Consider the following 25832-nt stretch of genomic DNA (forward strand, 5'->3'; position numbering starts at 1 on the left):
CCTTCGCAGTGGGGTGGGTGGTCACCAGGCGTAGTCCTCGGGGGCTGCCCGGTGGCCGGGGAAGATCTCGTCGAGGCGCGCGAGGGCCTCGGCGTCGAGGGTGATGTCGACGGCGGCGACGGCGCTCTCGAGCTGCTCGAGCGTCCGCGGCCCGGTGATCGGACCGGTGACGGCGGGCTGGTGGAGGAGCCACGCCAGCGCCAGCTCGCCGGGCGCCTCGCCGCGCTCGCGGGCGAACGCCTCCCACTGCTCGAGCGCGGGACGGTGCTCCTCGATCGCGGCGAGGGTGCGCTCGGAGGAGCGGCGCCCGCCCTCCGCGGTCTTCTCGAGCACGCCGCCCAGCAGTCCGCCCTGCAGCGGCGACCAGGGGATGACGCCGAGCCCGTAGTGCAGCGCGGCGGGCAGGACCTCGCGCTCGACGTCGCGGACGAGCAGGTTGTAGATCGACTGCTCGGAGGCGAGGCCGGTGAAGTGGCGGGCGCGCGCCGCCTCCTGCGCCTGGGCGAGGTGCCAGCCGGCGAAGTTGCTGGAGCCGACGTAGAGGACCTTGCCCTGCTGGACGGCGACCTCCATCGCCTGCCAGATCTCGTCCCAGGGAGTCGTCCGGTCGACGTGGTGGAACTGGTAGAGGTCGATGTGGTCCGTCTGCAGGCGGCGGAGGCTCTCGTCGAGCGCGCGGCGCAGGGTGAGCGCCGAGAGACGGCCGCCGTTGGGCCAGGAGTCGCGGCCGCGCTCGGCTCCGGGAGCGGCGAACTCGCCCATGTCGCCGAAGACCTTGGTCGCGAGGACGGTGCGCTCGCGGCGCTCGCCGCCCTGCGCGAACCAGCGGCCCACGATCTCCTCGGTGGCGCCGCGGCCGGCCTCGCCTCCGTACACGTTGGCCGTGTCGAAGAAGTTGACGCCGAGCTCGTGCGCGCGGTCCATGATCGCGAACGAGTCGGACTCCTCGGTCTGCATGCCGAAGTTCATGGTGCCGAGGACGGTGCGGGAGACGGACAGGCCGGTGCGGCCGAGGTGCGTGTACTGCATGGTCCCAGTCGACTCCGGTTCGGGCCGCGTGTCCAACAGGTGCTCGGCATGGGTGCGATCGACGGGGGAGGTCAATCGGGGGCGCGCCGTCCAGGGGCCACCCCGCGCCCCGCCTCGGGCCTGCGCGTCGGCCGGGTCCAGCGGCCTCGACCGGATCGCCCGCAGCCCGCTGGGCGCGGTGGCGCCCGGCCGCCCGGGTGCCGGGTTAGAGTCGCGGAATGGTCCGGACGACGCAGCGCCTCGTGATCGCCCTCTCCGCCGTGGTCCTGCTCGCCGGCTGCACGGCGGAGGCGACGAGCCCCGCCGCCCCACCCGCCGAGCCGACCGCCTCCACCGCACCGCCCGCCGCCGGAGCCGAGTCCACGCCGCGGCCGGTGCCGAGCGTCTCGACCACTCCCGCACCCGTCGAGGACGTCTCGGGCGAGTGCGTCGTCCAGGCGCTCGACGAGGGGACGCTCGACGGCGTCGACCTCGAGCGCGTGCGCGACCGCGGCACCCGCGTCGGCGCGACCGGGACGGCGAGCACCGCCTCCGACGGCGCCCCGGCCTCCTACCTGGTGGCAGCGGGCGACATCAGCGAGCGGATCGCGGACCGGTTCTGCATCAGCTCCGACTACCTCTCCGCGCTGAACTCGGTGCGCCGCGACGGCGTCGACATCGACAGCCTCTACGGCGGCGACACCCTCAACCTCCGCCCGACGACCGTCCTGAGCGTCGGCGACCAGAACGGCCGCGTCCTCGACAACGCCGAGCCCGACGACCTCCCCGCGCAGACCGGCTGACGCCGCTCCCGCCCGCGCCCGCCGCCACTCCTCCCGCCTCGCAGCAGCACGCGACCACCGCGGAAGGCGCGGATCCGACGGCACGTGCGCGGCGCTCAGCCCAGGACGCCGATCAGGACCGCCGACACGGCGACGGTCGCCGCGAGCCCGGTCGTCCGCGAGCGGCGGCGCGCCGGGTCCTCGAACCACGGCAGCCCGTCCCAGCGCAGCACGGCGCCGGCCGCCCCGGCCGCGGTGAGAGCCACCAGCACGGCCCAGGGGAGCAGCGTCAGCGCCGACCAGTCGACGAGCGCCCGCCCGAGCAGCAGCACGGCGACGGCCTCGACGCCGCGGGCGAGCGTCCGGACGCGGTCGCGGTCGAGGAACCCGGCCGCCCGGCGCCGGGGGATGCTCCCCAGGGCGAAGCGGCCGACGGTGAACGCGACGACGAGCAGGACGAGGATCGAGGCGATCATCACGACTCCTCCCCGGCGCGCTGCAGCAGGCGCAGACCGAGCTCGTCGACCGAGCTCGCCGTGTCCCCGTTGACGAACACGGCTAGGCCGCGCTCCCGGTCCATCGCGAGCATCGTCGAGTAGCCGGAGGTCCCTCCGTTGTGCCAGGTCACGGATCCGCCGTCCTCCGACTCCGAGGTGAACCAGCCGAGGCCGATCCGCGCCCCGTCGGCGTCGAATCGGGGATCCAGGACGCTCGCCGCGGGCACGCCCAGCGCGGGGTCGTCGGTGAGGAGGGCCTGCGCGTAGCGGGCCATGTCCGCCGCCGTGGAGCGGACGCCGCCCGCCGGCGCGTAGCCCGCCATCGTCCACGCGTCGACGGACCGCCCGCTCGCCGAGAAGCCGGTCGGCGCGTCGGCGGGGAGGGCGTCCGCGGTCTCCGGGACGGAGGTCGCGGACATCCCGAGCGGAGCGAGGACGCGCTCGCGGAGGAGGCCGGCGTAGTCGCGGCCCTCGGCGCGGGCGAGCGTCTGGCCCAGTACCGCGGCACCGAGGTTCGAGTAGGCGTGCACGTGCTCGCCCTGGTCCGCCTCGGCGGCCTGCCGGAGGACGTCGTCGGCCGACCAGCCCGCGTAGGGGTCCGTGCCGCGCAGCTGGGCGACGAGCGTCGAGGCGAGGTCGCCGATACCGGTGGGGAGTCGCGGCAGGCCGGAGCGGTGGGTCGCCAGCTCCTCGAGCGTCCCGGTGAAGCCGCCGACGTCGGCGTGCTCCGCGGCGGGGTCCTCGAGCCCGACCGTCCCCTCGGAGGCGCTCCGGGCGAGGAGGAGCGCGGTCATCGTCTTCGTGACCGATCCGATCTCGACCTCGGTCCGCTCGTCGGCTCCGAGTCCGCCGTAGCGCACGCCGTCGGGCGTGATCACGGCCGCGACGAGGTGATTCCGCGCCCTGTCTCCGACGTCGGTCCGGAGCCACCCGGCGATCTCGGCGTCGCCCGTCGCCTCGGTCGAGAGGGTCGGAGCGGAGGGACCGAGCAGCACTCCGCCGAGCAGGACGACGGCCGCGGCGGAGGCGGCGGCGAGGGCGAGGCGGCGGCGGGTCATCGGGGTCCTCCGGAGGCGAGCAGGATCACGAGCAGGGGGACGAGGCGCTCCGGCGGGACGCCGTAGCGGCCGCGGCCGCGCGCCTCCAGCCAGCCGGCGGCGACCAGCTGGTTGACGTGGTGGTAGATCTGCCCGGTGGTACCCGCGCCCTCGCTCTCGGCGAGCTGCGCGACGGTCTCGACTCCGCCGGCCACCGCCTGCAGGAACCGCAGGCGCACGGGGCTGCCCAGCGCTGCGAGCGCGGTCGGCCCGGGGCTCGCTCCCCAGTCGCGCTCGAAGAACGCGTCGGTGCTGAGGCCGTACTGCCACTCGACGGGGCCGGCCGGAGTGGCGACCGAGCCGGCGAAGACGACTCCGCCGGGAGAGGGCAGGCGCTCGCGGAGAGCGGTCAGGGCCCAGAGCGGATCGTCGGCGGCGGGCGCGGCGGGCGCGGCGGGGGTGTCGGCGCGCTCGAGGCGGTCCAGCCGCGCTCGGAGCTCGTCGACCTCGCCGGCGAGGTCTCGGGAGGAGGTCATGCCTCCACTATTGCAAATATTCCGTAATCACGGAACTCCGGAGCTGACCGGTACCGCAGGAGTCGCGGTGGTCCAGCTCGACGACCGCGACTCCTGCGGACTCGGATCGCCCGGAGGCTCAGCCGAAGTGGCGCGGCAGCACGGCGCCGTTCACCGAGCGCAGCTCGTCCAGCGGCAGCGTGAAGAGACCCTGCACCTCGACCGCGGGGGTCGCCGCGTCGGTCACGCCGATGCGCAGCACCGGGTAGCCCCGGCCCTCGCAGAGCCCGCGGAACTTCACGTCGTCCTCGCGCGGCACCGACACGAGCACGCGGCCGGTCGACTCCGAGAACAGCGCGGCCGTCGCGTCGACGCCGTCGCGCTCCATCAGCTCGTCGAGCCAGATGCGCGCGCCGACGCCGAAGCGCAGCGCGGACTCGGCCAGCGCCACCACGAGCCCGCCGTCGGCGAGGTCGTGAGCGGAGGCGATGAGCGACTCCTTCGCGCCCGCCGAGATCAGCTCGGCCAGCGCGCGCTCGGCGCCCAGGTCGAGCTGCGGGGGCAGCCCGCCGAGGTGGTCGTGGATGGTGCCGGCCCACGCCGAGCCGTCGAGCTCGTCGCGGGTGGTGCCGAGGAGGTAGAGGTTGTCGCCCTCGTCCTGCCAGCCGGAGGGGATGCGGCGCGCGACGTCGTCGATCACGCCGAGGACGCCGACGACGGGGGTCGGGAAGATCGGCACGTCGCCGGTCTGGTTGTAGAACGAGACGTTGCCGCCGGTGACGGGGATCTCGAGCTCGAGGCAGGCGTCGGCGAGCGCGCCCACGGCCTCGCGGAACTGCCACATCACCTCGGGGTTCTCAGGGCTGCCGAAGTTGAGGCAGTCCGAGACGGCGACCGGGGTCGCTCCGGTGACGGCGACATTGCGGAACGCCTCCGCCAGCGCCAGGCGGGCGCCCTGTGCCGGGTCGAGCTGGCACCAGCGCCCGTTCGCGTCGGTCGCGACCGCGAAGCCGAGGCCCGACTCCTCGTCGACGCGGACCATGCCGCCGTCGTCGGGGTAGCTGAGCGCGGTGTTGCCGAGCACGTAGCGGTCGTACTGCGAGGTGATCCAGCTCTTGTCGGCGAGGTTCGCCGAGCCCAGGAGCGCCAGGGTCTCGGCGCGCAGCGCGTCGCCGCCGGTCGAGCGGGGCAGGCGGGAGGAGGAGTCGGCCTGCAGCGCGTCGAGCCAGGAGGGGTACTCGATCGGGCGCTCGTAGACCGGGCCGTCGACCGCGACGGTGCGCGGGTCGACGTTGACGATCTCCTCGCCGTGCCAGTTGATGATGAGGCGGCCGGAGTCGGTGACCTCGCCGAGCACGCTGGTCTCGACGTCCCACTTGCCGACGACCTCGAGGAACGCGTCGAGCTTCTCGGGCGTGACGACGGCCATCATCCGCTCCTGCGACTCCGACATGAGGATCTCCTCCGCCGTGAGCGAGGGGTCGCGCAGCAGCACCGAGTCGAGCTCGATGAACATGCCGCCGTCGCCGTTGGATGCCAGCTCCGAGGTGGCGCACGAGATGCCCGCGGCGCCCAGGTCCTGGATGCCCTCGACGAGGTCCTTGCGGAACAGCTCGAGGCAGCACTCGATGAGCACCTTCTCGGCGAACGGGTCGCCGACCTGCACCGCGGGGCGCTTGGTCGGTCCGCCGTCGGCGAAGGTGTCGGAGGCGAGGATCGACGCGCCGCCGATGCCGTCGCCTCCGGTGCGCGCCCCGAAGAGCACGACCTTGTTGCCGACGCCGCGGGCGTTCGCGAGGTGCAGGTCCTCGTGGCGGAGGACGCCGACGGCCAGCGCGTTGACGAGCGGGTTGCCCTGGTAGACGGAGTCGAAGTAGGTCTCGCCGCCGATGTTCGGCAGGCCGAGGCAGTTGCCGTAGAAGGAGATGCCGGCCACGACGCCGTGCACCACGCGCGCGGTGTCGGGGTCGTCGATCGCCCCGAAGCGCAGCGCGTCCATGACCGCGACCGGCCGGGCGCCCATCGAGATGATGTCGCGGACGATGCCGCCGACCCCCGTCGCCGCACCCTGGAAGGGCTCGATGTAGCTCGGGTGGTTGTGGCTCTCGATCTTGAAGGTGACGGCCCAGCCCTCGCCGACGTCGACCACTCCGGCGTTCTCGCCCATGCCGACCATGAGGTTCTTCTTCATGGCGGGGGAGACCTTCTGCCCGAACTGGCGGAGGTACATCTTCGACGACTTGTAGGAGCAGTGCTCGCTCCACATCACCGAGTACATCGCGAGCTCGCCGCTCGTGGGGCGGCGGCCGAGGATCTCGCGGATGCTCGCGTACTCGTCGGGCTTGAGTCCGAGGGCCGCGTAGGGCTGCTCCCGCTCGGGCGTCGCCTCCGCGTTCGCAGTGGTGTCGGGAACGGCGGTGCGGCTGTCTGCCATGTGCTGGAGGCTCCAGGGGAGGGGGACGGGATGCGCGTCGATCCTACCCGCCGCGGTCGCCGGGGTCCGGGCCCTCCGGTGGAGCGGTGCGGGCACCGGCGCCTAGGATCGGGCGGGTGAAGCGGGCGGCTCTGATCGGGACCGTGCTGTGGGGGCTCTACCAGTGCTTCGGGAACCTCGGAGCGGCGAACATCTCGTCGGACGAGCCCGTGTACCTCGCCGCGGGGTGGGACTACCTGCACGGCGACGTGAGCGCGAACCTCGAGCATCCGCCGACGGCGAAGTACCTGATCGGGCTCGCGCAGGTGCTGCTCGGCGAGGGGCTGCTCGCGGGCAGGATCGCCGCCGGCGCGGCCGCGTTCCTCACCGGGGTGGTGCTCTGGCTCTGGTTCCGGCGCGAGCTCGGCCCGACGCTCGCGCTCGTCCCGGCCGGCCTGTTCCTCCTCCTCCCGCGCACCGCCGTGGGCGCCGGCACCCGGATCGACCGCCTCGCGCTCCTGGAGCCGTTCATGGTGCTCTTCGCCGTCGCGGCGATGGCGGCGGCGTGGACCTGGTCGCGCGCCTCGCCGGGCAGGCGGAGCGGCTGGCTGATCGCGCTGGCCGGTGCGCTGCTGGCGCTGTCGGTCACCTCGAAGCTGACCACCGCGGTCCTCGCGCCCGTGCTCCTGCTGCCGCTGCTGTGGTCGGGGAGCAGGGCCCGGGCTCTGCGGGGCGGCCTCGCCCTCTCCGTCGCGTTCGTCGTCACCGGGGTGCTCGCCTACCTGCCGGTGCACCCGGTCGAGGCGATCCGGTACCTGCTCGAGTTCCAGTCCGAGCACAACGTCGACGGCCACCTGATCGAGGTCGCCGGGACCGCGTACGTCTTCCCTCCGTGGTGGGCGAACCTCTGGTTCATGGTCGTCGGCATCGGGCCGGCGGCGCTCGCCGTGCTGCTCCTCGGGACCCTGCTGGCCCTGCTCGCTCCGCGGCGCCGCGCGCTGGTGCTCTACCTGGGCGCCGCGACGCTGCTCCTCCTCGTGTTCCACCTGGCGATCAGCTCGGTCGCGCTGCCGCACTACTACGCGGCGTGGGCGTGGCTCCTCTGCGCGCTGGCGGGCATCGGCATCGCGGAGGCGCTGCGCGGCGGGATCGTGCTGCCCGCACCCCTCGCCCGCGGCGTCGGCGCGGTGCTGGTGGCCGCCTCCCTCGTGATCGCGATCGCCACCACGGCGGGGATCGCCCAAGAGCGGCCGACCGGGATCGCGCGGGTGGCAGACGTGCTGCGCGAGCGCGGCCTCGACGGCGGCCTGGTCCTCGCGCAGGGCATGTCCTCGGGCGTCTACGTGCCCTACATCGGCGACCGGGTGACGACCGATCCGTCGTCCGCAGGGATCGTCGCCATCGCGATCGAGCTGTCGGCGCGCTTCCCGGTCGATCCGCGCGTGTCCGCCTACCTCGAGTCGGCGCGGCCCGAGACGGTGCGGCTCGACGACCTCACCCTCGTGCTGGTCGACGGACCGCTGCCGTGACCGCTCACTTCGAGCGGCAGGCCCCCGGATCGACGGCGTCCGTCAGCGAGGCGGCCTGCTCGACCACGGGAGTGAGGACCGAGAGCGGGATGGCGTAGCCGACGTTGTCGACGGAGGCGGCCTTGCCGAAGACGACGCCCGACACGGTGCCCTCGAGAGAGAGCAGCGGGCCGCCCGAGTTGCCCTGGTTGACGACGGCGGCGAGGGTCAGCACCTCCCGTGAGGTCGGTGCTCCGTCGACCATCAGCGAGACCGTGGCGTCGGAGGAGATCTCGGCCGAGCCGAGGGTCAGCGGGCCGCCGAAGGGGTAGCCCGCGACCACGGCGTCGTCCCCGGCGGCGACGGCGTCGTCGAGCGGGAGCGGAGAGGCGTCGAGCCCGTCGACGGCGATCACGGCGAGGTCGGCGGCCGGGTCCAGGTAGACGACGCGGCCGGTGCGCGGGGCCTCGCCCGGCGCCTCGACGACCGGCTGCGAGACTCCGCCGACCACGTGCGCGTTGGTGATGACGCGGTCGTCCGAGACGACGAAGCCGCTGCCCGTCACTCCGACGTCGCAGGCCCAGGCCGTGCCGGAGACGCGCACGACCGAGCGGGTGGCGGCGGCGACCTCCGGGTCGTCGGTCGAGACGTCCGGGATCGCGGGCGCCTGGGTCGGAGCGTCGAGCGCCTCGACGACCCAGGACGTGCCCTCGTCGACCACGGTCGACTGCAGCTGGGCGAGGAAGGCGCGGACGGGGGAGGGGGTGAGGTCGTCGATCGTGCGGATGACCGTCGATCCGGCGACCGAGGTCGTGACGAGGGGGACGCCGAGGAGGGAGACGGCCGAGGTGACGGCGATCCAGACCAGGCCGGAGATCGCGACGCCGGCGACGCCGCCGGCGAGCCGGTCGAGCAGGCCGAGCTTCACGCGGTCGGCTCCGCGGCCGATGACCGCGCCGAGCGTCGCTCCGATCGCGTAGCCGACGCCCAGCAGCAGCACGGCGGTGCCGATCACGGCGAGCAGGCGCCACTCGCTGCCGGCCGCCCACGACGAGACGGCGGGCACGGCGAACGAGGCGCCCATCGCGCCTGCGACGATCCCGGCGAGACCGCCGAGGGTCCGGAGCAGACCGCGCCGCAGACCGTCGACGAGCGCGCCGATGAGGCTCAGCACGACGATGACGTCGACGATCACGGATGCACCCACGCGGAACTCCTGCCGGTGTCGGGGACGGGTCCTCCAGCATGACCGACGCGGGATGCGCGGACGCCCGGAGGCGGCTGGCAGTCCGCGGCGGCTGAGGTGCGCGGGACGGCGGCGGCGGCGCGGGAGCCGGACACCGCCGGCAGCGCGCTGCCGCCGGCCGGGCGCTGCAGCCGAGCGGGCGGTGCCCCCTAGAAGAACGAGATGCAGTACGGCGTCGCGATCGGCGCGAACAGGCGGTCCATCCGCCCCGCCTCGCCCGTGACGCGCGCCAGCCCGGCCTTCACCAGGATCGACGGCCGCACCGAGCCCAGCAGCAGCGAGCCCAGGTCGGCCACGTCCAGCGCGAGCTCGGCCTCGTCCCCGGTGCGCTCCACGGTGGCGGAGCCGCCCGAGGCGGTGAGGCGGTAGCGGCCGTCGGCGAGCCCGAGCCCGTCGGCCACCTCGACCACGACCGAGCCGTCAGCGGTCCACGGCCGGGCCGAGAACGCGGCGGCGACGTCGAGGATCCGCAGCCAGATCAGGTCGCCCACGTGGCTCACCTGCACCACGCGCGCGTCGCTGAGCGCCCAGGTCAGCGGGTCGTCCACCGGGGCCATGTCCCAGGTCACCGCGGAGGCGAGGTCGACCGCGCCGAGGTAGCCCCAGAGCGCGAGGTAGGCGTCGGCGCCGGGGGCGACGAGGTCGACGATCTCGAGGGTCTTGTCGTCCTCGGGCCCGACCGCGCGGTAGGTCACGAAGCCGTCGAGCGTCCCCTCCTCGTCGAGGTGGACGGCCGAGCGGACGTCGAGGCCGGGCGTGGTCTCGCCGGACGCGGTGCCGACGGAGTTCGCCTCGTAGCGCGACTGCCGGGTGAGCGAGCCGGGGGTCGACGCCTGGAACGAGGCGAACACCGCGGGGATGCGCGGCTGCAGCCAGCTCGTCGCGACCACCTCGACGCGGCCGGCGGGCTCGGTCTGCAGGCCGAAGCGCGGCCCGGTGTCGACGCGGATGGAGCGGGTGAAGGCCGAGCGGCCGAAGCCGAACCGGCGGTAGATGGAGGCCTCGCTCGCCGTGAGCGCGGCGACCGGGGTGCCGGCCTCCTTCGCCAGGCGCAGGTCCTCGGTGATCATCGCGCGCAGGATGCCGCGGCGCCGGTGCGTGGGCCGCACGGTCACCTGCGACACCAGGTGCGCCGGCAGCTCGCGTCCGCCGCCGACCTGCAGGGCCCCGGGGAACGCCGCGTAGGTGCCGACCGGCACGCCCGCGCCGTCGAGTCCCTCGGGGGCGGAGGAGTCGACGACCGCGGTCAGCACGCGCTGGTCGGCGACCATGTGCTCGGCCCAGTCCCGCAGCTTCTCCGGCGTGAACTCCTTCTCGTGGAAGCCCGCGTTGATCGCGGTGGCCCACGCGGCGGTGGCGGCGTCGGGACCGCCCTCGTCGTTCAGGGCGGCGGGGAAGCGGCGGAGGTCGAGACCGGTGAGAGGCATCCGTCCAGCCTATTCACCCGGAGTGCGCGGGGGCTGAACCGGTGCGCGAACGGTCACTGCGGCGGGCGCGCCCGTAACGCCGACCGCCGTCAGAGCACGGTCCACCGCTTCTCGAGCGCCGCGTCCACCGCCTCCGCGAGCTCGTCCAGCCGCCGGGAGTCGAGGCGCCCCGGGTCCGCGGCCGCCCGGATCCGCCCGCTCATCGCCGCGATCGCCGAGCGCCGCCGCGGCAGGGTCGCGGTGAACGCGCAGTCGCGCAGCAGCATCAGCAGCTCGCCCGCCCGGCCCTGCGCCTCCGCGAGGACCTCGAGCCGCCGCTCGAACGGCGACTCCGGGACCGACACGCGCAGGAACCCGTCCGGATCCTGGAACGCCGCCGGCGGATCCGGGACCCGCGCGAGCAGCGCCAGTGCGGCGCCCAGTTCGTCCAGACCGCCCTCGTGCGCCAGCTCCCGCAGCCGGGAGTCCACGTCCTCGGCCGGCCCCGCCCCGAGCTCCACCGTCCGCAGCACGAGCGCGTCGAGCCGGCGCTCCTCCTCCTCGCCCGGGACCGACGGAGTCGCCGACCACCACGAGAGCACCGGAGTCGCGGCCACCGCGTGCTCGCCGATCCGCCGCTCCAGCGCGATCAGCAGGTCCTCCCGCGCGGCGAGCGCCACCAGCGCGTCCACGTCGAGGTGGAGCAGGGTGCCCGAGGCGGGCGGCGCCACCAGCCGGCGTCCGGAGGGAGGGACGGTCTCCGCCCGCGTCCTCGCCCCGGGTCCGCGCTCGCTCGCCCGCAGGATCTCCTCCTCGAGGGTCCGCCGGGGTCGTCGTCGTCCGCTTCCGCGTGCCATGCCGTCACGCTACCGTCGGCCGCATGACCCGGTTCCTCGCCCTCCTCCGCGGAGTGAACGTCAACGGCCGCACCGTCCGCAGCGCCGAGCTCGCCGAGACGGTCGCCGGGATCGGCGTGGACCGAGTGCGGACGGTCCTCGCGAGCGGCAACGCGGCCTTCGACTCCGATCGCCCGGCCGCCGAGCTGAAGCCCGCGCTCGAGGCGGCGCTCGCCGAGCGGTTCGGCTACGACGCCTGGATCGTGCTCGTGACGCAGGAGGCGCTCGCCGCGGTGCTCGCCGCCTACCCGTTCCCGCGGATCGACGAGGAGGCGCATCCGTACGTCGTCTTCGGCTCGGACGAGGAGGCGCTCGACGCCGCGCAGGCCGCGATCGGCGAGCCGGATCCGGCGGTCGAGCTCGTCGCCCGGGGCGCCGGTGTCCTCTACTGGCGCTGCCCGCGCGGCTCCTCGACGGACACTCCGGTCGCGAGGATCCTCGCCCGTTCCGCCTACCGCTCGAGCACCACGACCCGGAACCTGCGCACCGTCGAGAGGCTCGCGACGGCGTGACGTCCGCGGCCGTGGCAGGGCCGTCTCCGGGCTCCGCGAGCGGCACCTCGGGGCGCCTGCGACCTCGGGAGGCGAGGAATCGGGGCTGAGAGCACGCACATTCTTTGGTTAGGCTGTCCTTAGTGCCGGTCCACTCGGACCCTGCGCCGCCTCCCGCACAGCCTCTCGAAAGGGACCCATGCCCCGCGCCACCACGCCCCTCGCCCTGCTCGCCGCCACCGCGCTGACGATCGGCCTCGCCGGCTGCAGCGGCTCGGCCGCCGGAGACGACGCCGCCGCCGACAGCGGCTTCACGCCGATCACGATCGAGCACGCTCTCGGCACCACCACCATCGAGTCGGCGCCCGAGCGCGTGGCGACCGTCAACTGGGCCAACCACGAGGTGCCGCTCGCGCTGGGTGTCGTCCCCGTAGGCATGGCCGCCGCCAACTTCGGCGACGACGACGGCGACGGGCTCCTCCCCTGGGTGAGCGAGAAGCTCGACGAGCTCGGCGCCGAGACCCCCGTCCTCTTCGACGAGACCGACGGCATCGACTTCGAGGCCGTCTCGGACACCGACCCGGACGTCATCCTCGCCGCCTACTCCGGCCTCACGCAGGAGGACTACGACACCCTGAGCGAGATCGCCCCCGTCGTCGCCTACCCCGAGACCGCCTGGGGCACCTCCTGGCGCGACATGATCACGCTGAACAGCGAGGCGATGGGCAGGGCCGACGAGGGCGCCGCCCTGATCACCGAGCTCGAGGGCGAGATCGAGGAGAAGGTCGCCGCGCACCCGCAGCTGGCCGGCACCTCGGCGATGTTCCTCACCCACGTCGACCCGACGGACCTCAGCCAGGTCAGCTTCTACACCTCGCACGACACCCGCCCCGCGTTCTTCGAGGACCTCGGCATGGCGACCCCGGGCAGCATCGCCACCGCCTCCGCCGCGACCGACAAGTTCTCGCTCACGCAGAGCGCCGAGCAGGCCGACGCCTTCAGCGACGTCGACGTGATCGTCACCTACGGCGACGACGAGCTCGTGAGCACCCTCAAGGCCGACCCGCTGCTCTCGCAGATCCCCGCGGTCGCCGACGACGCCATCGTGCGCCTGCCCTCCACCCCGCTCGGCACCGCCGCCAACCCGACGCCGCTCTCGATCTCGTGGGTCCTCGACGACTACCTGGACCTGCTCGACGAGGCCGCCGCCAAGGCCGCGCAGAGCACTCCGGCCGCCTGAGCCGGGACCGACCCGCGTGACCCTCGCCGCTCCTCCCGCCGCCTCGGGCGTCGCCGCCGTGCGCCGCCCGAGGCGGCTGCGCGCCCTCTGGCTGGTCGCGGCCGTGGCCGTGCTGCTCGCCGCCGCCGTGGTCTCGGTGCTGGTGGGATCGCGGGAGGTGGCGTGGAGCGACGTGGTCGCCGCGTTCGGCGGGTCCACGGACGGGTTCGCGCAGGCCGCGGTCGCCAAGCGCATCCCGCGCACCGTGCTCGCCGCGATCGCGGGCGCGGCCCTCGGCGTCGCCGGCGTGCTGATGCAGGGGGTGACCCGCAATCCGCTGGCCGACCCCGGCATCCTCGGGGTGAACACCGGAGCCTCGCTCGCGGTCGTGACGGGCATCGTCTTCTTCGGGCTGACGAGCTCCGCCGCCTACGTCTGGGTCGCGATCGGCGGGGCCGCGGTCGCCGCGGTCTTCGTCTACACGGTCGGGTCGCTCGGGCGCGGCGGCGCGACTCCGCTCAAGCTCGCCCTGGCCGGGGCCGCCACCTCGGCCGCGCTGGTCTCGGTGATCAGCGCGATCGTCCTGCCGCGCGCCGACGTCGCGGGCGGCATCCGCTCCTGGCAGATCGGCGGAGTGGGCGGCGCCACGTCCGCGAGCATCGCGCAGGTGCTCCCCTTCCTCCTGGCCGGCCTCGTCCTCTGCGTTCTCTCGGCCAAGAGCCTCAACACCCTCGCGCTCGGCGACGAGCTCGCCGCGGGCCTGGGGGAGCGGGTCGCCCTCGCGCGCGGCGGGGCCGCCCTGGGCGCGGTCGTGCTCTGCGGAGCGACGACCGCGGTCACGGGGCCCATCGGCTTCGTCGGCCTGGTCGTCCCGCACGCCTGCCGCCTCCTCGTCGGCGTGGACCACCGCTGGCTGCTGCCGTTCTCGGCGGTGACCGGCGCCGTGCTCCTGATCGCGGCGGACATCGTCGGCCGCGTCGTCGCACGCCCGAGCGAGATCGACGTGGGCATCGTCACCGCGCTGGTCGGCGCCCCGGTGTTCATCGCGATCGTCCGCCGCCAGAAGGTGCGCGAGCTGTGACCGCGCTGCTCGAGGCGCCCTCCGCCACCGCCCGCGCCGTCGCGGCCGGCCGCCGCCGCCGCGGGGCCCGCCGCCGGATCGTCGTCGCCGTGCTCGCTGTCCTGATCGCGGCCGTCCTCGCCGTCTCCCTGCTGGTCGGCCAGACCGTCTACTCGCCCGACGAGGTGCTGCGCGTGATCCTCGGCGAGCAGGTCCCCGGGGCGAGCTTCACCGTCGGGCGCCTCCGCCTCCCGCGCGCCGTCCTCGCCCTGCTGGTGGGCCTGTGCTTCGGGCTCGGCGGAGTGAGCTTCCAGACCATGCTCCGCAACCCGCTCGCCAGCCCCGACATCATCGGGATCAGCGCCGGGGCGAGCGCCGCCGCGGCCTTCGCGATCGTGACGCTCTCGCTCGGGGCGGCGCAGGTCTCGGCCCTCGCGATCGTCGCGGGACTCGTGGTCGCCCTGCTCGTCTACGCCCTGTCCTACCGCAGCGGAGTCGCCGGCACCCGGCTGATCCTGATCGGCATCGGGGTCGCCGCGATGCTCGACTCCCTCACCGCCTACGTGCTCTCGCAGGCCGCCGCGTGGGACCTGCAGGAGGCGTCCCGCTGGCTCACCGGGAGCCTCAACGGCGCGAGCTGGAGCGAGGTCGTGCCGGTCCTCGCCGCGGTCGTCGTCCTCACCCCCGTCCTGCTCTCGCGCTCGCGCGACCTCTCCGCCACGCAGCTCGGCGACGACACCGCCTCCGCGCTCGGCATCCGCGTGAACGCCACCCGCCTCGTCGTGATCGTCGCCGCGGTCGGGCTGATCGCCTTCGCGACGGCCGCCGCCGGCCCGATCGCGTTCGTGGCCTTCCTCTCCGGCCCGATCGCCGCCCGCCTGATCGGGCCCGGCGCGTCGCTCCTCATCCCCTCGGCCCTCGTCGGCGCGCTGCTCGTGCTCGTCGCCGACTTCGTCGGGCAGTTCGGGCTGGGCCTGCGCTACCCGGTCGGAGTGGTCACCGGCGTCCTCGGGGCGCCGTACCTCGTCTACCTCATCGTCCGCAGCAACAGAGCGGGAGGCTCACTGTGACCACCGCGCACACCCTGACGGCCGAGGGGGTCACCCTCGGCTACGGCGACCGGACGGTCGTCGACGGCCTCGACCTCGTCGTCCCGCCCGGCCGCATCACCGCGATCGTCGGAGCGAACGCCTGCGGCAAGTCGACGCTCCTGCGCTCGATGTCGCGCCTGCTCGCGCCCCGCTCCGGCGCCGTGCTGCTCGACGGCAGGGCCGTGCACCGGACGCCGGCGAAGCAGCTCGCCCGCACGCTCGGCCTCCTCCCGCAGTCGCCGATCGCCCCGGAGGGCATCACCGTCGCGGATCTCGTCGGCCGCGGCCGCCATCCGCACCAGGGGATGCTGAGCCGTTGGAGCGCCCACGACGACGAGGCCGTCGCGACCGCGCTCGACGCGACCGACACCGCCGCCCTGGCCGACCGCTCCGTCGACGAGCTCAGCGGCGGGCAGCGCCAGCGCGTCTGGATCGCGATGGCCCTCGCGCAGGAGACGGACGTGCTGCTGCTGGACGAGCCGACCACCTTCCTCGACGTCAGCCACCAGATCGAGGTGCTCGACCTGCTCGTCGACCTCAACCGCACCCGCGGGACGACGGTGGTGATGGTGCTGCACGACCTCAACATGGCCGCCCGCTACGCCGACCACCTCGTGGCGATCGCGCACGGCGCGGTGCACGCCTCCGGCGCCCCGGCCGCGGTGCTCACCGAGGAGACGGTGCTCGCCGTCTTCGGCCTCGACAGCCGCATCATCACCGACCCGACCTCAGGCACTCCGCTCATGCTCCCCCTCGGGCGGCACCGCCTCGCCCCCGCGCGGATCGACGCCCCCGGCGGCGCGCAGATGACGGACGTGTAAACGGTTCCACACGGCGGCCGGGGGGCGTATACGATACCTGCAGTCCGCGGCGGACGACCGTCATCGGCGGAACCGCCGAACGCCTGCCCCCGATCAGAGGTCCTCCCCGCCGTGACTGCATCCCCGACGCGCCCCGACGCCTCCGCCCTCCGCGGCGTCCGCGCGCTCCTGTTCGACCTCGACGGCGTGCTCACGCCGACCGCCGACGTCCACATGCAGGCCTGGTCGCGGCTGTTCACGGAGTACCTCTCCTCGCGCGGGATCGCCGAGGGCTACACCGACGCCGACTACTTCCGGTACATCGACGGACGCCCGCGGTACGACGGCGTCCGGGCGCTCCTCGCCTCGCGCGGCATCACCCTCCCCGAGGGCGCGCCCGAGGACGACCCGTCGCTCGAGACCGTCTGCGGGCTCGGCAACCGCAAGAACGACGCCTTCAACCGCACCCTCGCCGAGACCGGCGTCGCTCCCTACCCGGGCTCGCTCCGCTTCGTCGACGCCGCGATCGCCGCGGGCGTGCAGGTCGCCGTCGTCACCTCCTCCCGCAACGGCGTGCCGGTGCTCGAGGCGGCCGGCCTCCGCGACCGCTTCGAGGTCATCGTGGACGGGCTCCTCGCCGCCGAGCGCTCGATCGCCGGCAAGCCCGCGCCCGACACCTACCTCTACGCGGCCGAGCTCCTCGGCCTCCCGGCCGCCGAGTGCGCCGTCCTCGAGGACGCGCACTCCGGAGTCGCGGCAGGCCGCGCGGGCGGCTTCGGCCTCGTCGTCGGCGTCGACCGCGGAGTCGGGGCCGACACCCTGCTCGAGCACGGCGCCGACCTGGTCGTGGACGACCTGGCCGAGCTGCTCCCCTTCCTCCCCACCGCTCCCGCCCCCGAGGACGCCGCATGAACCCCATCACCTCCGACCCGCTCGACCGGAACCGCTTCCCGATCGACGAGTGGGCCCTCGTCGAGACCGAGTTCGCCTCCGAGCTGCAGGGCCGCACCGAGACGCTCTTCGCCACCGGCAACGGCTACCTCGGCCTCCGCGGCAACGTGGAGGAGGGGCGCGACGGCTACGCCTACGGCACCTTCATCAACGGGTTCCACGAGACCTGGCCCATCCGCCACGCGGAGGAGGCGTTCGGCTTCGCCCGCGTCGGCCAGACCATCGTCAACGTGCCGGACGCCAAGATCATCCGCCTCTACGTCGACGACGAGCCCTTCGTGCTGAGCGAGGCCGACGTCCTCGCCTACTCGCGCCGCCTCGACTTCGCGAACGGCGTGCTCACCCGCGAGCTGGAGTGGCGCACCCCCTCCGGCAAGCGCGTCCTGATCCGCTCGCGCCGCCTGGTCTCGTTCACCGACCGGCACCTCGCGATCCTCGACTACGAGGTCGAGATGCTCGACCACGACGCGTCCGTGCTGATCTCGAGCCAGATCCTCAACCGCCAGGACGGCGTGGACGAGTACCACGCCCCCTCCGGCAGCGAGGGCGCCGGCTTCGACCCGCGCAAGGCGGAGTCGTTCGAGGACCGCGTGCTCCAGCCGCGCCTCAAGCGCGTCAGCGGCACCCGCTACCTCCTCGGCTACCGGACCACCAACTCCCAGATGACCGTCGCCTGCGGCGCCGAGCACCAGCTCGAGACCGAGAACGAGTGGGACCAGACCTCCCAGATCGACGACGACCTCGCCAAGCACGTCTACCGCGTGAAGGCCAAGGCCGGCCGGCCGGTCCGCCTGGTCAAGACGCTGACCTACCACACCTCCCGCGGCGTGCCCGTGCGCGAGCTCGCCGACCGCTGCGACCGCACGCTCGACCGCGCCCGCGAGACGCCGGTCGAGGAGCAGTTCGTCAAGCAGCGCGAGTGGCTGGACGACTTCTGGACCCGCTCCGACGTGCAGCTGGACGGCCAGCCCGCGATCCAGCAGGCCACCCGCTGGAACCTCTTCCAGCTCGCCCAGTCCACCGCCCGCACCGACGGCGGCGGAGTCGCGGCCAAGGGCGTCTCGGGCTCCGGCTACGGCGGCCACTACTTCTGGGACACCGAGGTCTACGTCCTCCCGTTCCTCAGCTACACGGCGCCCCTCGTCGCCCGGAACGCCCTGCGCTTCCGGCAGAACATGCTCGAGGCCGCCCGGGCGCGCGCCTCCGAGCTCAACCAGCGCGGCGCGCTCTTCCCCTGGCGCACCATCAACGGTCAGGAGTCGTCGGCGTACTACGCCGCCGGCACCGCTCAGTACCACATCGACGCCGACATCTCCTACGCGCTCATGCAGTACGTGGGTGCCACGGGCGACGACGACTTCCTCGCCCGCGGAGCGATCGACATCCTCGTCGAGACCGCGCGGATGTGGGCCGATCTGGGCTTCTGGCGCAGCAACGGCGACGATCACTTCCACATCCACGGAGTGACGGGGCCGGACGAGTACACGACCGTCGTCAACGACAACCTGTACACGAACGTCATGGCCCGGGCGAACCTCCGCTCGGCCGCCCGCGCCGTCGAGCTGCTGAAGGCCGTCGAGCCCGCCGCGTACGAGCGGATGGCCGACCGCCTCGCTCTCGACGAGGGCGAGGTGCTCGAGTGGGCGCGCGCCGCCGAGAAGATGCACATCCCCTTCGACGCGCGGGCGGGCATCCACCCGCAGGACGCGGCCTTCCTCGAGAAGGAGCTGTGGGACCTCGAGAACACCCCCGCGAGCAAGCGCCCGCTGCTGCTGCACTTCCACCCGCTGGTGATCTACCGCTTCCAGGTGCTCAAGCAGGCCGACGTCGTGCTCGCGCTGCTGCTGCAGGGCAACGAGTTCACCGCCGAGCAGAAGCGTGCCGACTTCGAGTACTACGACGCGCTGACCACCGGCGACTCGACCCTCTCGGCCGTCGTGCAGTCGATCATCGCCGCCGAGGTCGGCTACAGCGACCTGGCCCGCCACTACTTCCTGTCGGCGCTGTTCGTCGACCTCGCCGACCTGCACCGCAACACCGCGGACGGCATCCACGTCGCCTCGACGGGCGGCGTCTGGAGCGCCCTCGTCTACGGCTTCGGCGGGATGCGCGACCACGGTGGGCGGATCACGCTCGACCCGCGCCTGCCCGACGACTGGGACCGCCTCGCCTTCCGCATCACCCTCCACGGCACGCGCGTGCGCGTCGAGGTGACGCAGACCGAGGTCCTGCTGACGGTCGAGACCGGCGACTCCGCCGCGATCACCGTCCGCGACGAGCGCGTGCACGTCGCTGCCGGCAGCCCCGTGCGCGTCCCGCTCACGCACCAGGGCCGCCGCCTGCACGGCGCGCCGACCACGTCCGACATCGAGGGCACCCGCCGCTCCGACGGCACCGTGATCACCGCCTCGATCCCCACCATCTCGATGACCCCCGAGCCCGAGGTCCTGACCGGGCCCTGAGCGGCTCCGTGAACATCGCCCATCACGCACGAGACCCCCGGCCGGAACCGGGGGTCTCGTGCGTCGCGGGCGGGCGGAGCCGCCCGGACCGGATGCGTCAGGCGGAGGCGAGCAGCGACTTCAGCGCCGACGTGAAGAACGTCAGCCCGTCCACACCCGAGCGCATCGCGGCGGCCGTGTCGGGCCCGAAGCCCTCCTCGACGGCGTGCTCCGGGTGCGGCATGAGCCCCACCACATTGCCGCGGCGGTTGCTGATGCCGGCGATGTCGTTCATGGAGCCGTTCGGGTTGTGGCCGAGGTAGCGGACGACGACGCGTCCCTCCGCCTCGAGCTCGACCAGCGTGTCGGCCGAGGCGATGTAGCCGCCCTCGCCGTTCTTCAGCGGGATCGTGATCTCCTGGCCGGGCTCGAAGCCGTTCGTCCAGGCGGTCTCGGTGCTCGCGACCATCAGGCGCTGGTCGCGGCAGACGAAGGATCCGATGTCGTTCGCGATCAGGCCGCCGGGCAGCAGGTGCGCCTCGGTGAGCATCTGGAAGCCGTTGCAGATGCCGAGGACCGGGGTCCCGGCGTTCGCCGCGTCGACGACCTCGCGCATGATCGGGGAGTGGGAGGCGATGGCGCCGCAGCGCAGGTAGTCGCCGTAGGAGAAGCCGCCGGGCAGGACGATCGCGTCGACGCCGTCGAGGTCGTGGTCGCCGTGCCACAGCGCGACCGGCTCCGCACCCGCGAACCGGACGGCGCGCTGGGCGTCGCGGTCGTCGAGCGAGCCGGGGAAGGTGATGACGCCGATCCTCATCGGGCGGCCTCCGCCGGGTAGTGGATCCCGACGACGTCCTCGATCACCGAGTTCGAGAGCATCTCGTCGGCGATGCGCTGCACCGAGGCGCGCACCTCGTCGGTCACCTCGTCGACGGTGATCTCGAAGCGCTTGCCCACCCGCACGCCGTGGAGGGCGGAGTGGCCCAGCCGCGCGAGCGCGCCGGCGACGGCCTTCCCCTGCGGGTCGAGCAGCTCGGCCTTGGGCATGACTTCAACGACGATCGTGGGCACCGTGTTCTCCGGAGTCTCGGGGGAGTGCGGTCTTCCGCGCGACCATCGTACCCGCGGGGGTCCCCGCGGTCGGCGGCGCTCAGAAGGTCGTGACGCGGATCGCGTTCGCCCAGGGGTCCTCGAAGGCGAGGGTGCGGCCGTCGTCGCGGGTGGCGACTCCGGAGCGGGCCAGCCGCTCGCCGAGCGCGCCGAGGTCGTCGGCGCCGGGCACCACGATCTCGACCTGTCCGAGGCCGAGGGCCTGCTGCCGGCGTCCGGCGCCCGCCGAGTTCCAGGTGTTCATCGCCATGTGGTGGTGGTAGCCGCCCGCCGAGACGAAGAGCGCCTGCCCGCCGTACGCGATCGTCGTCTCGAAGCCGAGCCGGTCGACGTAGAACTCCTTCGCGGTGGCGACGTCGCCCACGCTCAGGTGCACGTGGCCGACGGAGGCGCCGCCGAGGCGCGGCTGCGCGATCGACTCCTCGGTGAGGTGCTCCTGCAGGAACGCGTTCGGGTCGAGGAAGAGCGTGCTCATCTCGATCCGCCCGTGCGTCCACGACCACTGCGTGCGGTCGCGGTCCCAGTAGAGCTCGACGCCGTTGTGCTCGGGGTCGTCGAAGTAGAAGGCCTTGCTGACCAGGTGGTCGGAGCTGCCGGTGAAGGAGCCGGGGTGCCGGGTCGCGACGCTGTACACGGCCGCGGCGAGCGCCGCCTCCGATTCGAAGAGGATCGCCGTGTGGAAGAGGCCGGCGCTGCGCGGCGAGGCGTGCACCAGCTCGGGCGCGTGCTGGAGGATCACGGCCGGCACTCCGCCGCGGCCGAGCACCGCGACCGGTCCGTCGTGCGAGAGCAGCTCGAGCGTCACGGCGTCGCGGTAGTAGGCGATCATCCCGTCGAGGTCGGCGACGCGGAGGGTCACCGCGCCCATCGCGGTGTCGGGAGCGAGCAGGTCGGGGGAGGAGGTGGTCACGGCGGAGACGCTACCCGCTTTTGGTTGAAGCTACAACCATTCAGAGGGGCGAGCGCTCATAGGAACCGCATAAGCATCGTCCAGGCGGCGCGGGGAGGCCGGGCGTGGAATGGGAACCGGTCGCCGTCAGGGGCGGCCCCGGCACGAGGACGACACCATGAACGAGCGACACGAATCCGACGAGCGAGAGCTCACCGACCAGCCCGCCATCACCGAGGCGACGGGCGCCGACGAGGTGCGCGCGCTGCGCGCGGACGACCGTCGTCGTCGTCGTCGGGCGCTGATCGCCGGCGGCCTCGGCCTCGCCGTGCTGATCGGAGTGACAGCAGGCGGAGTCGCCACCGCCGGCCGCACCGAGGCGGCCTCCTCCGCCTCGGCCGGCGCCGCCACGATCGTCTACCCCGGCGGCTCGCGGGGATCCTTCGGCGGCGGGTACGTGATCGTCCCCTCCTGGGGCGGATCGACGCAGGGCGGATCGACGCAGGGTGGCTCCTCCGCGTACGGATCGACGCAGGGCGGCTCCTCCGCCTCCGAGCCGGCCACCGGCGCGACCGACGCCGTGGCCGCGAGCACCGCGCAGACCGCCGGCGTGGTCACGATCACCTCCGAGCTCACCTACCAGGGCGCCCGCTCGGCCGGCACCGGCATGATCCTCACCTCCGACGGCATGATCCTCACCAACAACCACGTCGTCGAGGGCGCCACCGCGATCTCGGTCACGGTGGAGTCGACGGGCCGCAGCTACACCGCCCGCGTCGTCGGCACCGACGCGACGAACGACGTCGCCGTCCTGCAGCTGGAGGACGCCTCCGGCCTCACCCCCGCCTCGCTCGACACGGACGGGGTCGCTGTGGGCGACACCGTGACCGCCGTCGGCAACGCGGGAGGGACGGGCGACCTGGTCGCCGCCACCGGCACGGTCACCGGTCTCGATCAGCAGATCACCACCCGCTCCGAGTCGGGGATCTCCGCCGAGACGCTGACCGGGCTGATCCAGACGGACGCAGACATCGTCTCCGGCGACTCCGGCGGCCCGCTCGTCGACTCCGCCGGCCGCGTCGTGGGGATGGACACCGCCGCCTCCAGCGGAACGGCCGACATCACCGGCTTCGCGATCCCGATCTCGAAGGCCCTGGACATCGTGGCCACCATCGAGGCGGGCGCCGACACGGCCACCGTCGAGATCGGCTATCCGGCCTTCCTCGGCGTCTCCCTCTCCTCCGGCACCGCGTCTCCGACTTCGCGCGCGCTCGCGACCACCGCGTCCGGCGCCGTGATCGGCGGAGTCGTCGAGGGCGGGCCGGCCGCGCAGGCGGGCCTCGAGGCGGGGGACGTCGTCACCGCGGTCGACGGGGTCGCCGTCGCCTCGGCCGATCAGCTGTCCGCCTCGCTCGCGCAGCGCGAGCCCGGGGAGTCGGTGACGATCTCGTGGACCGACTCCGCGGGCGCCGCCCGCTCCGCCCAGGTCGTGCTGGTCGAGGGTCCGGTCGCCTGATCGGAGCCTCCGCGTGGCCGCCGGAGCGTTCCCGGCCGTTCACCCGGGCGAGCGCGCCACGCCGCCCGTTGTTTTGATCCGCTCAAGACAACTCGGGTAGTGTCCTCGGCATGACGACAGTGGACGAGCGGCTCCGAGCCTCCGGGCTCAAGGTCACCGCCACCCGGCGCGCGGTGCTCCTCGCTCTCGAGGAGCACCCGCACTCCGGGGTCGACGCGGTCCTGGCCCGAGTGCGCGAGGGCCTCCCCGAGGCTTCGGCCCAGGCCGTCTACGGAGTGCTCTCGGCGTTCACCGACGCCGGGATCGTCCGCCGCATCGAGCCGGAGGGCCACCCCCGCCGGTTCGAGCTGCGGGTCGGCGACAACCACCACCACGTGGTGTGCCGGCGCTGCGGGGCCGTGGCCGACGTCGACTGCGTCGTCGGGGAGGCGCCGTGCCTGCATCCGCAGACCGCGAGCGGCTTCGCCGTGGACACCGCCGACGTCACGTTCTGGGGCACCTGCCCCGACTGCCTGGCCCTGGCCCACTGACCGACATCCGCTACACCGCAGCGGCGGGCCCCGTGCCCCTCGCCGACAGGAGGAACATGACCGAGGAACGATTCACCACCACGAACTCCGGAGCACCGGTCGCGAGCGACGACCACTCGCTGAGCGTCGGAGCCGACGGACCCCTCGCGCTCCACGACCACTACCTCGTCGAGAAGCTGGCCCAGTTCAACCGCGAGCGCATCCCGGAGCGGGTCGTCCACGCCAAGGGCGGCGGAGCCTTCGGACGCTTCACCACCACCGCCGACGTCAGCGCCTACACGCGTGCCGCGCTCTTCCAGCCCGGAGTCGAGACCGAGATGCTCGCGCGGTTCTCCACGGTCGCCGGCGAGCAGGGCTCGCCCGACACCTGGCGCGACCCCCGCGGCTTCGCGCTGAAGTTCTACACGAGCGAGGGCAACTACGACCTCGTCGGCAACAACACCCCCGTCTTCTTCATCCGCGACGGCATCAAGTTCCCCGACTTCATCCGCTCGCAGAAGCGCCTGCCCGGCAGCCACCTGCGCGACCACGACATGCAGTGGGACTTCTGGACCCTCTCGCCCGAGTCGGCCCACCAGGTCACATGGCTCATGGGCGACCGCGGCCTCCCCTCCTCGTGGCGGCACATGGACGGCTTCGGCTCGCACACCTACCAGTGGATCAACGCCGCCGGCGAGCGCTTCTGGGTCAAGTACCACTTCAAGACCGATCAGGGCGTCGAGATCCTGAGCCAGGAGCAGGCCGACCAGATCGCCGGTGAGGACGCGGACTTCCACATCCGCGACCTGTCCTCCGCCATCGACCGCGGCGACTTCCCCTCGTGGACGCTGTCCGTGCAGGTCATGCCGTACGAGGACGCGAAGAGCTACCGGTTCAACCCGTTCGACCTCACCAAGGTCTGGCCCCACTCGGACTACCCGCTGATCCAGGTCGGCACCATGACGCTCGACAGGAACCCCGAGAACTACTTCGCGCAGATCGAGCAGGCGGCGTTCGCCCCCTCGAACTTCGTGCCCGGGATCGCGGCCAGCCCCGACAAGATGCTCCTCGCGCGCATCTTCAGCTACGCCGACGCGCACCGCTACCGCGTGGGGACCAACCACGCGCAGCTGCCGGTGAACGCGCCGAAGTCGCCCGTGCACTCGTACTCGAAGGACGGCCCCATGCGGTTCGACTTCCAGAAGTCCGAGGTGCCCGTCTACGCGCCGAACACGATGGGCGGCGCCCACGCCGATCCCGCCCGGGCGGCGGAGTCGGCCGGCTGGGAGACCGACGGCGAGCTGACGCGCGCCGCGGCGACCCTCCACCCGGAGGACGACGACTTCGGTCAGGCGGGGACGCTCTACCGCGAGGTCCTCGACGACGACGCGCGCGCCCGCCTGGTCGCGAACATCGCCGGCCACGTGTCGAAGGTCACCCGTCCGGAGCTGCGGCAGCGCGTGCTCCAGTACTGGGCGAACGTCGACTCGTCGCTCTCGCAGCGCGTCGCCGAGGCGCTCGAGCCCTCGGCTCCCGGTGCGGACGTCTCCCCCGAGGCGGTCGGCATCAGGGCGTAGTCCCGGCATCCCCTCGAGGAGCGCGCGGTACCGGAGCGATCCGGGTCGCGCGCTCCTCGTCGTTTCCGGGGAGGGTCCTTTCACTCGGTGGAGTCGGATCCCGCGCGCGCGGGTGCCCGCCTCGGTCCGATGCAGCCGGCTCGGACCCAAGATCCGCCCGCGGAACCGGGCGCCGACGGGGAGGACCCCTGATCCCGACACGCCCGGGATGTGCGATTTCGGCCCGTCGTTTGACAGCACCGCGATCGCTGCGTAACTTATTCCGAGTCGCCACAAAGGCCGCAGGGAAATGGAAAGAGCAGCAGCTCCTACGTCCCGGCCTCAATCGGGACCATCCACTCGGCAAGACAGCTTTTCGGAGCAGGTCTGCCGCAGGGATGTAAAGCCTTCGCAGGATTCCTCGGATCCAGCAACTTCGCCGCCCGGCGCAGGACTCAGGTCCTGAACCGAGCAACGTCGGAGCGCCTATGAGCGTGACGGCATCGCGAAGAAGCCGGATTTGACACGGCCTGCGGATGTGCTAAGTTATACAAGTTGCCACGGCGACAGGGAGAAAGAAACTTCTCCTAGTCTACCGAGAAGACGCGTATGACGCAAGCAACAATATCTTCGATCACTTCCGTTGTGAAGCACCGTTCTGGTGTGGAGGCGGGATGTGTCCGATTCTTGAGAACTCAACAGCGTGCACTATGTTCAATGCCAATTTTATACCCCCGGCCTTGATCTTCGGATCGGGTTGGGATTCCTTTGGAAATTGATGTCAGCTTCCGACTTTCGGGTCGGAGAGATGTCTTATTTGCTAGAGGTCAAACTTGACTCTCCTTCTCTTCGGGGTTGGGGGTCGTAATTTTTTTACGGAGAGTTTGATCC

23 protein-coding genes are annotated in these 25832 nt (G+C 73.0%); 12 read left to right on the plus strand and 11 right to left on the minus strand.

Annotated features, from left to right (window positions below; translation table 11 throughout):
* Window positions 1-21 precede the first annotated feature (21 nt).
* Window positions 22-1029, minus strand: a complete 1008-nt coding sequence (locus C5C57_RS04750) for an aldo/keto reductase (RefSeq protein WP_104297358.1) — start codon at window positions 1027-1029, stop codon at window positions 22-24.
* A 218-nt stretch (window positions 1030-1247) separates the two neighbouring features.
* Between C5C57_RS04750 and C5C57_RS04755 the strand changes: the two genes are divergently transcribed.
* Entirely contained in the window at window positions 1248-1811 is a 564-nt protein-coding gene (locus C5C57_RS04755) for a hypothetical protein (RefSeq protein ID WP_104273145.1), read from the plus strand.
* A gap of 95 nt (window positions 1812-1906) precedes the next feature.
* Here C5C57_RS04755 and C5C57_RS04760 read toward each other — a convergent pair whose 3' ends face one another.
* The 4 genes from C5C57_RS04760 to purL all read right to left on the minus strand — a co-directional run bounded on the left by C5C57_RS04760 (window position 1907) and on the right by purL (window position 6273).
* Window positions 1907-2266, minus strand: a complete 360-nt coding sequence (locus C5C57_RS04760) for a hypothetical protein (RefSeq protein WP_104234265.1) — start codon at window positions 2264-2266, stop codon at window positions 1907-1909.
* A complete protein-coding gene (locus C5C57_RS04765) occupies window positions 2266-3345 on the minus strand; it encodes a serine hydrolase (protein WP_104247468.1) in 1080 nt (359 codons plus the stop codon). Before C5C57_RS04765 ends, C5C57_RS04760 begins: the two co-directional genes overlap by 1 nt.
* Window positions 3342-3860 carry a helix-turn-helix transcriptional regulator gene (locus C5C57_RS04770; RefSeq protein ID WP_104247467.1) on the minus strand — a complete coding sequence of 173 codons (519 nt, stop codon included), beginning with the start codon at window positions 3858-3860 and terminating at the stop codon, window positions 3342-3344. Before C5C57_RS04770 ends, C5C57_RS04765 begins: the two co-directional genes overlap by 4 nt.
* A 118-nt stretch (window positions 3861-3978) precedes the next feature.
* A complete protein-coding gene (gene purL, locus C5C57_RS04775) occupies window positions 3979-6273 on the minus strand; it encodes a phosphoribosylformylglycinamidine synthase subunit PurL (protein ID WP_104222748.1) in 2295 nt (764 codons plus the stop codon).
* A 116-nt stretch (window positions 6274-6389) separates the two neighbouring features.
* Here purL and C5C57_RS04780 point away from each other — a divergent pair, with 116 nt between their 5' ends.
* On the plus strand, window positions 6390-7781 hold the full coding sequence (locus C5C57_RS04780; protein ID WP_181027178.1) for a glycosyltransferase family 39 protein: 1392 nt from the start codon (window positions 6390-6392) through the stop codon (window positions 7779-7781).
* Window positions 7782-7785: 4 nt separating this feature from the next.
* On the opposite strand, the gene C5C57_RS04785 is transcribed toward C5C57_RS04780, so the two are convergent.
* The 3 genes from C5C57_RS04785 to C5C57_RS04795 form a co-directional block, all read right to left on the minus strand.
* A complete protein-coding gene (locus tag C5C57_RS04785) occupies window positions 7786-8967 on the minus strand; it encodes a MarP family serine protease (protein ID WP_258071975.1) in 1182 nt (393 codons plus the stop codon).
* 188 nt (window positions 8968-9155) lie between these two features.
* Window positions 9156-10433: a GNAT family N-acetyltransferase gene (locus C5C57_RS04790; RefSeq protein ID WP_104247465.1), complete on the minus strand. Its 1278-nt coding sequence runs from the start codon at window positions 10431-10433 to the stop codon at window positions 9156-9158.
* An 89-nt stretch (window positions 10434-10522) separates the two neighbouring features.
* Window positions 10523-11269 carry a DUF2254 family protein gene (locus C5C57_RS04795; protein WP_104247464.1) on the minus strand — a complete coding sequence of 249 codons (747 nt, stop codon included), beginning with the start codon at window positions 11267-11269 and terminating at the stop codon, window positions 10523-10525.
* A gap of 23 nt (window positions 11270-11292) precedes the next feature.
* On the opposite strand from C5C57_RS04795, the gene C5C57_RS04800 reads away from it, so the two are divergent.
* The 7 genes from C5C57_RS04800 (at window position 11293) to C5C57_RS04830 (ending at window position 19382) form a co-directional block, all read left to right on the plus strand.
* Window positions 11293-11820 carry a DUF1697 domain-containing protein gene (locus tag C5C57_RS04800; protein ID WP_104247463.1) on the plus strand — a complete coding sequence of 176 codons (528 nt, stop codon included), beginning with the start codon at window positions 11293-11295 and terminating at the stop codon, window positions 11818-11820.
* A gap of 178 nt (window positions 11821-11998) precedes the next feature.
* Window positions 11999-13039 (plus strand): iron-siderophore ABC transporter substrate-binding protein, encoded by a 1041-nt coding sequence (locus C5C57_RS04805; protein WP_104222743.1) that lies wholly within the window; start codon window positions 11999-12001, stop codon window positions 13037-13039.
* A gap of 16 nt (window positions 13040-13055) precedes the next feature.
* Window positions 13056-14099 (plus strand): iron ABC transporter permease, encoded by a 1044-nt coding sequence (locus tag C5C57_RS04810; protein WP_104247462.1) that lies wholly within the window; start codon window positions 13056-13058, stop codon window positions 14097-14099.
* A complete protein-coding gene (locus C5C57_RS04815) occupies window positions 14096-15148 on the plus strand; it encodes an iron ABC transporter permease (RefSeq protein WP_258060555.1) in 1053 nt (350 codons plus the stop codon). Before C5C57_RS04810 ends, C5C57_RS04815 begins: the two co-directional genes overlap by 4 nt.
* Window positions 15145-15990 carry an ABC transporter ATP-binding protein gene (locus C5C57_RS04820; RefSeq protein ID WP_104247461.1) on the plus strand — a complete coding sequence of 282 codons (846 nt, stop codon included), beginning with the start codon at window positions 15145-15147 and terminating at the stop codon, window positions 15988-15990. Before C5C57_RS04815 ends, C5C57_RS04820 begins: the two co-directional genes overlap by 4 nt.
* Window positions 15991-16101: 111 nt before the next feature.
* Complete coding sequence (locus tag C5C57_RS04825) at window positions 16102-16881, plus strand: HAD family phosphatase (RefSeq protein WP_104247460.1); 780 nt, start codon at window positions 16102-16104, stop codon at window positions 16879-16881.
* Window positions 16878-19382, plus strand: coding sequence for a glycoside hydrolase family 65 protein (locus C5C57_RS04830; RefSeq protein ID WP_104222738.1), 2505 nt, complete (start codon window positions 16878-16880; stop codon window positions 19380-19382). Before C5C57_RS04825 ends, C5C57_RS04830 begins: the two co-directional genes overlap by 4 nt.
* Before the next feature lie 97 nt (window positions 19383-19479).
* Here the strand turns inward: C5C57_RS04830 and purQ are convergent, their stop codons facing one another.
* The 3 genes from purQ to C5C57_RS04845 form a co-directional block, all read right to left on the minus strand.
* On the minus strand, window positions 19480-20178 hold the full coding sequence (purQ, locus tag C5C57_RS04835) for a phosphoribosylformylglycinamidine synthase subunit PurQ (RefSeq protein WP_104247459.1): 699 nt from the start codon (window positions 20176-20178) through the stop codon (window positions 19480-19482).
* Window positions 20175-20432 (minus strand): phosphoribosylformylglycinamidine synthase subunit PurS, encoded by a 258-nt coding sequence (purS, locus tag C5C57_RS04840; RefSeq protein WP_104222736.1) that lies wholly within the window; start codon window positions 20430-20432, stop codon window positions 20175-20177. Before purS ends, purQ begins: the two co-directional genes overlap by 4 nt.
* Before the next feature lie 79 nt (window positions 20433-20511).
* Entirely contained in the window at window positions 20512-21339 is an 828-nt protein-coding gene (locus C5C57_RS04845) for a VOC family protein (RefSeq protein WP_104247499.1), read from the minus strand.
* A gap of 199 nt (window positions 21340-21538) precedes the next feature.
* Here C5C57_RS04845 and C5C57_RS18315 point away from each other — a divergent pair, with 199 nt between their 5' ends.
* The 3 genes from C5C57_RS18315 to C5C57_RS04860 all read left to right on the plus strand — a co-directional run bounded on the left by C5C57_RS18315 (window position 21539) and on the right by C5C57_RS04860 (window position 24962).
* Window positions 21539-22876, plus strand: a complete 1338-nt coding sequence (locus C5C57_RS18315) for a S1C family serine protease (protein ID WP_146082355.1) — start codon at window positions 21539-21541, stop codon at window positions 22874-22876.
* A gap of 110 nt (window positions 22877-22986) precedes the next feature.
* A complete protein-coding gene (locus C5C57_RS04855) occupies window positions 22987-23406 on the plus strand; it encodes a Fur family transcriptional regulator (RefSeq protein WP_104222735.1) in 420 nt (139 codons plus the stop codon).
* Window positions 23407-23462: 56 nt separating this feature from the next.
* Window positions 23463-24962, plus strand: coding sequence for a catalase (locus C5C57_RS04860; RefSeq protein WP_104297359.1), 1500 nt, complete (start codon window positions 23463-23465; stop codon window positions 24960-24962).
* The last annotated feature ends 870 nt before the right edge of the window (window positions 24963-25832 follow it).

It is taken from the genome of Rathayibacter sp. AY1C5 (assembly GCF_002931705.1).
Classification (GTDB): domain Bacteria; phylum Actinomycetota; class Actinomycetes; order Actinomycetales; family Microbacteriaceae; genus Rathayibacter.